Consider the following 9,402-nt stretch of genomic DNA (forward strand, 5'->3'; position numbering starts at 1 on the left):
GAAGGCTACCGGCGCGACGCCGCGTCCACGGCGAGCGCCGCCACGATGAGCGCCGAGTTCCGCAGTCGCCCCTCGAGGATCCCCGCGATGATCTCCGACCGCGGCACCCAGCGCTTCACGATGTCCGCTTCCTCGTCGGAGCGGTCGAACGCCGACGCCGTCGCTCGGACACCGCGTGCCCGGTAGATCTGGATGAACTCGTTGCTGCCGCCAGCAGAGGTGTTGTACCGCACCAGGGGCTCCCAGTCGTCGGCCTCGACGTCGGCTTCCTCCGCGAGCTCCCGCTGCGCGGCGACGAGCTCGTCCTCACCGGAGATGTCGAGCAGCCCGGCCGGCAGCTCCCAGTCGCGCAGGTGCACGGGGTGACGGTACTGCTGGATGACGAGCACGCGGCCCTCGTCGTCCTCGGCGTAGACCGCGACGGCCCCGGTGTGGTCGATGTACTCACGCACCATGCTGCCGTCGCCGTACGCCACGGTGTCACGCCGGACGTCCCAGACGGCGCCGTCGTACACGAGGGTCGAGTCGGTCACGTCGAAGGATGCTGGCTCGTCGGAGATGGGTGCGTCGGTCACCCGTCCATCCAACCAGCGTCCGTCATGACCGCCGGACGAACCCGTTCCGTGTTCGACGCCCGGCCACAGACGGACTGGAGGCACCGTGCCAGCTGGCACCCCTCCCTCGCAGGCTCGGTCGGCGCGCCCCGCGTGCCGCTGGCGCGTCACTGCTGAGCGGGACGCGCCCGTCCGATCGTGGGTGCGTTACGACGCGACCTGCTCGCTCTCCGGGTCGAAGAGCCGGGTCGACTCGTTGCGCGCGATCGCCGCCTCGACGAGCCCCGCGAACAGCGGGTGCGCGTGGTTCGGACGCGACCGCAGCTCCGGGTGCGCCTGCGTGCCGATGTAGAACGGGTGCTGCGCACGGTCCAGCTCGACGTACTCGACCAGGTTGCCGTCGGGCGAGGTGCCCGAGAACACCAGGCCGGCGTCCGCGATCTGCTGGCGGTACTTGTTGTTCACCTCGTAGCGGTGACGGTGCCGCTCGGACGCTTCCGGCGCGCCGTACAGCGACTCCGCGAGCGACCCGGACGTGAACGTCGCCGGGTAGAGGCCGAGCCGCATCGTGCCGCCCATGTCGCCGCCGGCGATGATGTCCACCTGCTCCGCCATCGTGGCGATGACCGGGGTCGGGGTCTCCGGGTCGAACTCGGAGCTCGACGCGTCGTGCAGGCCGGCCTCGTGTCGGGCGTACTCGATGACCATGCACTGCAGGCCGAGGCACAGGCCGAGCGTGGGGATGTGGTTCTCGCGCGCGAACTTCAGCGCACCGAGCTTGCCCTCGATGCCGCGCACGCCGAACCCGCCGGGGACGCAGATGCCGTCGACGTCGCCGAGCTGCTTCGCCGCGCCCTCTGGCGTGGTGCAGTCGTCCGAGACGACCCACTTCAGCGTGACCTTCGCGTTGTGCGCGAAGCCACCGGCACGGAGCGCCTCGGTGACGGACAGGTACGCGTCGGGCAGGTCGATGTACTTGCCGACCAGGGCGATGGTGACGTCCTTCTTCGGCTCGTGCACGGCGCGGAGCACCGGGTTCCACGAGGTCCAGTCGACCTCGTTCGCCTCGAGGTGCAGTGCGTCGACGATGACCCGGTCGAGCCCCTGCGTGTTGAGGAGCGTCGGGAGGTCGTAGATCGACGGGACGTCGACCGCGTTCACCACGGCGTCCTCGTCGACGTCGCACATCAGCGCGATCTTGCGCTTGTTCGAGTCCGAGACGGGCCGGTCGCTGCGGAGCACGAGTGCGTCGGGCTGGATGCCGATCGAGCGGAGCGCGGCGACGGAGTGCTGCGTCGGCTTGGTCTTCTGCTCACCCGATGCGTTCATGAACGGCACGAGCGAGACGTGCACGAAGAACACGTTGTTGCGGCCGAGCTCGTGCCGCACCTGACGCGCCGACTCGATGAAGGGCTGGGACTCGATGTCGCCGACCGTGCCGCCGACCTCGGTGATGATGACGTCGGGCTGCGGGTCGTTCGACGCCTGCTCGCGCATCCGTCGCTTGATCTCGTCGGTGATGTGCGGGATCACCTGCACGGTGTCGCCGAGGTACTCGCCGCGACGCTCCTTGGCGATGACCGTCGAGTAGACCTGCCCGGTCGTGACGTTGGCCGACTGCGACAGGTTGATGTCGAGGAAGCGCTCGTAGTGCCCGATGTCGAGGTCCGTCTCGGCGCCGTCGTCGGTCACGAAGACCTCGCCGTGCTGGAACGGGTTCATCGTGCCCGGGTCCACGTTGAGGTACGGGTCGAGCTTCTGCATGACGACCTTGAGGCCGCGTGCCGTGAGCAGGTTGCCGAGGCTGGCCGCCGTCAGGCCCTTGCCGAGAGACGAGACGACCCCGCCGGTCACGAAGATCTGCTTCGTCACCTTCGGGGTCGGGGAGTTTGCCTGGGTACCGCTGCTGAAAGTGTCCGCCACGGGGTTCCATCGTACGTCAGAACTGCCGGGAGGCGCGACCCGCGTTCGCCTGGCGCGTGTCGCCCGGGCGCGTGGCCGGGTCCACGGCCCGGCTCGCGCCCGCCACGACGGCGTGCGTCCGTCAGGCGGACTGGGCGGCGACGTCGAGCAGCTCGCGCGCGTGCTCCATGCCGCTCGCGCTGTCGCCGAGCCCGGAGAGCAGACGAGCCATCTCCTGCAGCCGCTCGTCCCCCTCGAGCCGCCGGACGCTCGACGACGTCACCGCGCCGCTGGCGTCCTTCACGACGTTGAGGTGGTTCGTCGCGAACGCCGCGACCTGGGCCAAGTGGGTGACGACGATGACCTGCGTGCGCTCGGCGAGCTTCGCCAGGCGCCGACCGATCTCGATCGCCGCGGCGCCACCGACACCGGCGTCGACCTCGTCGAACACGAAGGTGGGGACCGTCGTCGACCCGGCCATGACGACCTCGATCGCGAGCATGACGCGGGAGAGCTCGCCGCCCGACGCGCCTTTGCCGATCGGCCGCGGGTCCGTCCCCGAGTGCGGCTGCAGCAGGATCGCGACCTGATCGCGCCCGTGCCGCCGGTACTCGCCGGCGTCGGTGACCTCGACCACGAGCGTCGCACCGGCCATCGCGAGGGTCTTCAGCTCCGTCGTCACCCGCTTCGCGAGGTCTGCTGCCGCCTTCGTGCGTGCCTGGGTCAGGGTCGTCGCCGCCTGTTCGAGGGCCTGCTCGTCCTGCGCGACCGCTTCCTGCAGGGCGACGATCCGGTCGTCGTCGCCGTCGAGCTCGAGGAGCCGATCGCTCGCTCGCTGGCCGAACGCGATGACGTCGTCGATCGTCTCGCCGTACTTGCGCGTGAGCCCGGCAAGGAGTGCTCGGCGCTCGTTGATGAGCTCGAGGTCGTGCCCCGCGTCGGGTTCGAGCGAACCGAGGTAGCTCGACAGGCTGGCGGATGCCTCGCTCGCCTGGATGCCCAGCTCCGTGAGCTGTTCGAGCACCGGCTGCAGCGTGCTGTCCGCGCCGGCCACCCGCTCGACTGCACGGCGAGCGGCCTCGACCAGGCCGATGACGTCGGTGCCGTCGAGAGATTCGGACGAGATGGCTTCGTGTGCGAGGCCCGCGGACAGGCGCAGTTCCTCGAGGTTCCCGAGGCGGTCCGAACGCTCCTGGAGCTCGGCGTCCTCGCCGGGCTGCGGATCCGCCGCCTCGATCTCGTCGGAGGCCTCGCGCAGACGAGCGGCTTCGGCCAACCGGTCGTCCTGGTCGCGCGTGAGCGTCTCGAGGTCGGCGGCGTGCTGCTGCCACGTGTCGTACGCGGCGACGTACCTGCCGAGGGCCTTCTCGACCGCCGCGCCACCGAAGCCGTCCAGGGCAGCGCGCTGCGCGGTCGACGAGGTCAGGCGGATCTGGTCGGACTGCCCGTGCACCGTGACGAGTTGGTCCGCGAGTTCACCGAGCACCGCGACCGGTGCCCCGCGTCCGCCGACCGTGGCGCGGCTGCGCCCCTCGGCCGAGACCGTGCGGGTCAGGATCAACTCGCCGTCCTCGACCGCTCCCCCGGCGTCCTCGACGCGCTCCGCGACCGTGGCGTGGTCCGGGATGTCCCAGCGGCCCTCGACGACGGCGCTCGACGCACCCCGACGGACCGAGCCCGCGTCCGCCCGCGCGCCGAGCAGCAGCCCGAGTGCCGTGACGATCATCGTCTTGCCGGCACCGGTCTCACCCGTGACGACGGTGAACCCGGGGCCGAGCTCGAGGGTCGCGTCACCGATGACCCCGAGGTCGTTGATGGAGATCTCCTGGATCACAGGCGGTCCTCGTCGTCGTGCTGCGGCCCGCGCCACCCGGCGACTGGCAACTGGAACTTCGCCACCAAGCGGTCCGTGAACGGGGCGTCCTTGAGCCGTGCGACCCGGACCGGTTCCGGCGACCGGCTGACCTCGATGCGCGCTCCAGGGGGGAGGTCGTGGGTGCGTCGGCCGTCGCACCAGAGCACGCCGACGCCGCTCGTCCGCCGGAGCACCTCGACGGCGAGCACGCAATCGGGTCCGACGACGATCGGCTTCGAGAAGAGCGCATGGGCGCTCAGCGGCACCATGATGAGCGCGTCAACGTCCGGCCAGACGATCGGACCGCCGCCGGAGAAGGAGTACGCCGTCGAACCGGTCGGCGTGGAGATGACGACGCCGTCGCAGCCGAACGAGGACAGCGGACGTCCGTCCACCTCGGTGACGACCTCGAGCATGCGCTCGCGGGAGGCCTTCTCGATGGTGGCCTCGTTCAGGGCCCACGACGAGTAGACGACCTCGTGCCCGACGACGACGTCGACCTGCAGGGCCACGCGTTCCTCGACGTGGTACTCACCGGACAGGGCGCGCTCGACCGTCTCGGAGAGGCCGTCGCGCTCACTCTCGGCGAGGAAGCCGACGTGGCCGAGGTTCACACCGACGAGGGGCGTGCCGGTCCCGCGCACGAGCTCGGCCGCGCGGAGGATCGTGCCGTCGCCGCCGAGGACGATGACGATCTCGAGGTCCTGGGCCTGCACGTCGACACCGAGGATGTCGACCTGGCCGACGGACGCTTCGGCACGGCGGATGTCGGCGTACTCGTCAAAGGGCATCACCGGGACGAGACCGGCCGCGTGCAGGAGGTCGCAGACCTCGACCGCGGCGTCGATCGAGTCGCGCCGACCCGTGTGCGACACGAGCAGGATGTGCCGTTCGTCGCTCATGGGGTTCCTTCCGCCAGTTCCGTCGCCCGGTCGATCCATTCTGTCGGATTCGACCCTGCGCCCCGCTGGAGACGCGCGAGGTACTCGTGGTTGCCGTGGGTGCCGATGATCGGGGACGCTGCGAGCCCCGAGGTCCCGAGACCGAGGTCCCACGCCGCCCACAGGACGTTCATCAGTGCGTCGTTCCGGAGGTCGGCGTCGTGCACGATGCCTTCACGGACACCGCCACGGCCGACCTCGAACTGCGGCTTCACCAGCAGGACGAACTCGTCAGCGGGCACGGATGCGACGAGTGCCGGGAGCACGATCCGGAGGCTGATGAACGACAGGTCCCCGACCACGAGGCTGGTCTGCGACGCGGAGGCGTCGAGCGCCAGGTAGTCGTCAGCGGTGAGGTTCCGCGCGTTCAGCCCTTCGACCACGGCGACGCGGTCGTCCATCGCGACGACGGGGTCGAGCTGTCCGTGCCCGACGTCGAGCGCCACCACCCGGCGGGCATCGCGGGCGAGGAGCACCTGCGTGAACCCACCCGTGCTCGCACCCACGTCGAGCGCCACACGACCGCTCGGGTCGACGCCGAACGTGTCGAGCGCTCCGACGAGCTTCAGTGCAGCGCGGGAGACCCACTCGTCCCCGGCGTCCACCACGATCGCCGCTTCCGGGAGCACCGGGGTCGACGGCTTGACGACCGCAGTGCCGTCGACGCTGACACGGCCGCCCTGGATGAGCTTGGCGGCAGCGGTCCGGGACTTGGCGAGCCCACGAGCGGCCACGGTCGCGTCCAGGCGCGCGGGAACGGACACGGTCTGGGTCGACACGTCGGGGTCAGGCACTCGCGGTGCCACCGCTCTCGAGCCGCGTGCGCAGCTCGTCGTGCAGGCCGGAGAAGGCATCGGCGCGATCCGGCAGTGGGAGGTCCTCAGCCGCACGTGCACGGCGCGCGACGTCGGTCACGGACGGCTGCTCCTGCTCGTCGTGCTGTGGTTCCGCGGAGTCGTTCGACACGACCTCAACGCTACTCGCCGCCGTAGAGCTGGGGGTCGACGTCGAGCCCGTAGATCGCCAACCCGGAGTCCCAGATCGCGGTCGCGCCGGCGCGCAGCAGGTCCATGGGGTCCGCTCCTGCCCGCTCCACCCGGACCACGTGCTGGCGCATCCGGACGGTGGCGTCACCGACGCTCACGAACCGGGTGCCGTCCTCGGCTTCGTGCCGGTGGGTCACCGGGTAGGGCTCCGAGAGCCCACGGAGGTCCTGCAGGACGAACGTCGGACGCGAGCGCTGATCAGCCGCGAGCACCTGCTTCGCCTGGTCGATGCCGGTGAGCACGAGCACGCTCGGGATGCCGGCGTCGTTCGCACCCTTGATGTCGGTGTCGAGTCGATCCCCGATGAACAGTGGACGCTCGCCACCGAACCGGGCGAGGGCGGCGTCGAAGATCGGTCGCTCGGGCTTGCCGGCGACGACCGGCATCCGCCCGACGGCCTGGTGGACCGCTGCCACGAGCGTGCCGTTGCCGGGAGCGATGCCCCGTTCGACCGGGATCGACCAGTCCATGTTCGTCGCGACCCATGGGACCTCCGGGTCCGCGAGCGCGAACGAGGCCTCGGCCAGCTGCTGCCACCCGAGGTCGGGCGAGAAGCCCTGGATGACGGCCGCCGGGGAGTCCTCGGCGCTCGACGTCACGGTGAACCCGGCCTGCTCGACGATGCTCGTCAGTCCGATGCCGCCGATCACGAGGACCGTGGAGCCCTCGGGGACGAGCGTCGACAGGAGCCGGACACCGGCCTGTGAGCTCGTGACGACGTCGTCGGGCGTGACCTCGAGCCCGTAGCGCTCGAGGTGCTCGGCGACGTCGGACGGCCGACGGGAGGCGTTGTTCGTGATGTACCCGACCCGAGCCGTGAGCGACGCCCGCGTCAGCGACTCGACCGCGTGCGGGATCGCGTTCCGCCCGCGGTAGACGACGCCGTCGAGGTCGGTGAGGACCAGGTCGACGCCGTCCGTCGGTGGACGCGGGGTGTCAGTCGGCTGCGGAGCCGTCGACGTCGCGGGGGTTGTCGTCGTCGATCTCCCCGAGGTCGTCGTCGGGCTCGTCCGCTGCGGGCTCGTCGAGGGGCTCGAGCTGGTCGGGCTCTCCGGGCTCGTCGTCGACGGGTCCATCGAGTCGCTCGGGCTCGTCTCCGAGTTCTTCGACTTCGAACGCTTCCTCGACCACATCAACTGTCTCCCAAGAGTCTTCATCGGCGGCTTCCGCGAGGGCCTCCGCCGCGCGGTCGACACGGGCCCACCACTCGTCGGCCTCGTCCTGGCGGCCGAGCTCCTCGAGCGTGGCCGCGTAAGCACTGTAGAGCGCGGGCGACCAGCTGTACGCCGTCGACGGGTCGAGCTGTGGAATCTCCAGCTCGCCGAGGGCAGCTGTGGGATTCCCGAGGTCGATCCGCGCGCCGGACATGGCGATCGCGAGCTCGACCTGGACGCCCGGCTCGAGCGACGCACGGTCCGTTGAACGGCCCAGCTCCAGCGCACGCTCTGGACGGCCGAGGCCACGCTCGCAGTCGACCATCATCGGCAGCTGGTCGTTGCGCCCGGAGATCCGACGGTACGTCCGCAGCTCGCGCAGCGCCGTGCCGAAGTCACCGAGTCGGTAGGCCGTGATCGCAGCGGTCTCACGGACCACCGCCACACGACCGGCACGGCGTGCAGCACTCAGCGCGTGCTGGTTCGCGAGCTCGGGATCCTCGTCCACGAGCAGCGCCGCCGTCACGAGGTGCCGCGCAACCCAGTCGGCGTTGTCCTTGCTGAGGGTCTTCAGCTCCGCGCGGGCCTGCGGGTGGAGGTCACGCGCCTGCACGTCCTCGGGGATCTCCGGGTCCTCGTGACGCGGGCGGATCGACTTCGTGCCGTACGGGTCGCGGTCCTCGAAGTCGTCGCGTGCTGCCTCGCCGAAACGGGCGCCCGGACCACGGGTGCCGTCGCCGAAGCGTCGACGCTCGTCGCCCCCGCGGCCGCCGAACTGTCCGCGCTCGGGACGGTCCCCGTCGCGGCGGGGACGATCCGAGTTGAACGGACGGTCCCCGTCGCGACGCGGACGATCGCTGCCGCCACGGAACGGCCGGTCGCCGTCACGGCGGGGACGGTCGGAGTTGAACGGACGATCTCCATCACGACGGGGACGGTCGGAGTTGAACGGACGATCTCCATCACGACGAGGACGGTCGGAGTTGAACGGACGATCTCCATCACGACGAGGACGATCCGAGTTGAACGGACGATCTCCATCACGACGCGGACGATCCGAGTTGAACGGACGATCCCCGTCACGACGCGGACGATCCGAGTTGTACGGACGATCCCCGTCGCGCCGCGGACGATCGCTGCCGCCACGGAAAGGACGGTCACCGTCACGGCGGGGACGGTCGGAGTTGAACGGACGATCCCCGTCACGACGCGGACGATCCGAGTTGAACCGACGATCCCCGTCACGACGCGGACGATCCGAGTTGAACGGACGATCCCCACGGGGCCCGCCGGTACGCGGCGGTCGCTCCGAGGAGTCGCGGTCACCCCGCCACGCCGGACGATCGGAACGCTGACCACCATCGCGGAAGCCACGGCCGCTCGTGCTGTCGCGCGGTCCCCGATCACCACGGAAGGGGCGGTCACCATCGCGCTGCGGTCGATCACGCCGGTCGCCTTCACGGCGCTCGAACTCACGAGGCCCGGACGACCATCCGCCACGGCTGCCACCGCGGTCGTCACGGCGAGGAGCGCCATCGCGACGCGGGGATCGGTCGCCGTCTCGGGGCGGGCGTCCGCCACGCTCGTCGTCGCGGTCGTTCCGCCGTTCGTCGTCGTTCGCCACCGTTGTGCTCCTCGTTGCGTGCCGAAGCTCTCGCGCCGGCTGTCGTCCGCTGTGTCGTTGTGTTTGTGCGCCGTCCCTGGCCTCGAGCGACCCCAGTCCATCACGAACCGGGCCCGGCGTCGAGCCGTCGAGTGCACGGCAAAAACAGAAATGGCCACCGGCCTCCACGAGAACGAGGGTCTCCCCTGCGAGTTCTCGATGGAGGGCCGATGGCCACATCTTCTTACGTTGAGTCCGGCGGCGTCCTACTCTCCCACAAGGTCCCCCTTGCAGTACCATCGGCGCTGAGAGGCTTAGCTTCCGGGTTCGGAATGTGACCGGGCGTT

The 9,402-nt window shown here is 70.3% G+C and carries 8 protein-coding genes and 1 rRNA gene; all 9 read right to left on the bottom strand.

Annotated features, from left to right (window positions below; translation table 11 throughout):
- Nucleotides 1-5 precede the first annotated feature (5 nt).
- Nucleotides 6-575: an NUDIX domain-containing protein gene (locus ACIPJ2_RS17820; RefSeq protein WP_402729955.1), complete on the bottom strand. Its 570-nt coding sequence runs from the start codon at nt 573-575 to the stop codon at nt 6-8.
- A gap of 186 nt (nt 576-761) precedes the next feature.
- A complete protein-coding gene (locus ACIPJ2_RS17825) occupies nt 762-2,477 on the bottom strand; it encodes a CTP synthase (RefSeq protein ID WP_402729956.1) in 1,716 nt (571 codons plus the stop codon).
- Between the two features lie 121 nt (nt 2,478-2,598).
- Nucleotides 2,599-4,290 carry a DNA repair protein RecN gene (recN, locus tag ACIPJ2_RS17830; protein WP_402729957.1) on the bottom strand — a complete coding sequence of 564 codons (1,692 nt, stop codon included), beginning with the start codon at nt 4,288-4,290 and terminating at the stop codon, nt 2,599-2,601.
- A complete protein-coding gene (locus tag ACIPJ2_RS17835; protein WP_281265739.1) occupies nt 4,287-5,213 on the bottom strand; it encodes an NAD kinase in 927 nt (308 codons plus the stop codon). The genes recN and ACIPJ2_RS17835 overlap by 4 nt, the downstream gene beginning before the upstream one ends.
- Nucleotides 5,210-6,046, bottom strand: a complete 837-nt coding sequence (locus ACIPJ2_RS17840; RefSeq protein ID WP_402729958.1) for a TlyA family RNA methyltransferase — start codon at nt 6,044-6,046, stop codon at nt 5,210-5,212. Before ACIPJ2_RS17840 ends, ACIPJ2_RS17835 begins: the two co-directional genes overlap by 4 nt.
- Nucleotides 6,039-6,218 (bottom strand): hypothetical protein, encoded by a 180-nt coding sequence (locus tag ACIPJ2_RS17845; protein ID WP_402729959.1) that lies wholly within the window; start codon nt 6,216-6,218, stop codon nt 6,039-6,041. The genes ACIPJ2_RS17840 and ACIPJ2_RS17845 overlap by 8 nt, the downstream gene beginning before the upstream one ends.
- A 10-nt stretch (nt 6,219-6,228) precedes the next feature.
- A complete protein-coding gene (locus ACIPJ2_RS17850) occupies nt 6,229-7,203 on the bottom strand; it encodes an HAD-IIA family hydrolase (protein ID WP_402729966.1) in 975 nt (324 codons plus the stop codon).
- Between the two features lie 31 nt (nt 7,204-7,234).
- Nucleotides 7,235-8,065 (bottom strand): hypothetical protein, encoded by an 831-nt coding sequence (locus ACIPJ2_RS17855; protein ID WP_281265742.1) that lies wholly within the window; start codon nt 8,063-8,065, stop codon nt 7,235-7,237.
- 1,243 nt (nt 8,066-9,308) lie between these two features.
- Nucleotides 9,309-9,402: ribosomal RNA gene (rrf, locus tag ACIPJ2_RS17860) — 5S ribosomal RNA — on the bottom strand; the annotation flags it as partial.

Origin of the sequence: Curtobacterium sp. NPDC090217 (assembly GCF_044746705.1) — a bacterium.
GTDB lineage: Bacteria > Actinomycetota > Actinomycetes > Actinomycetales > Microbacteriaceae > Curtobacterium.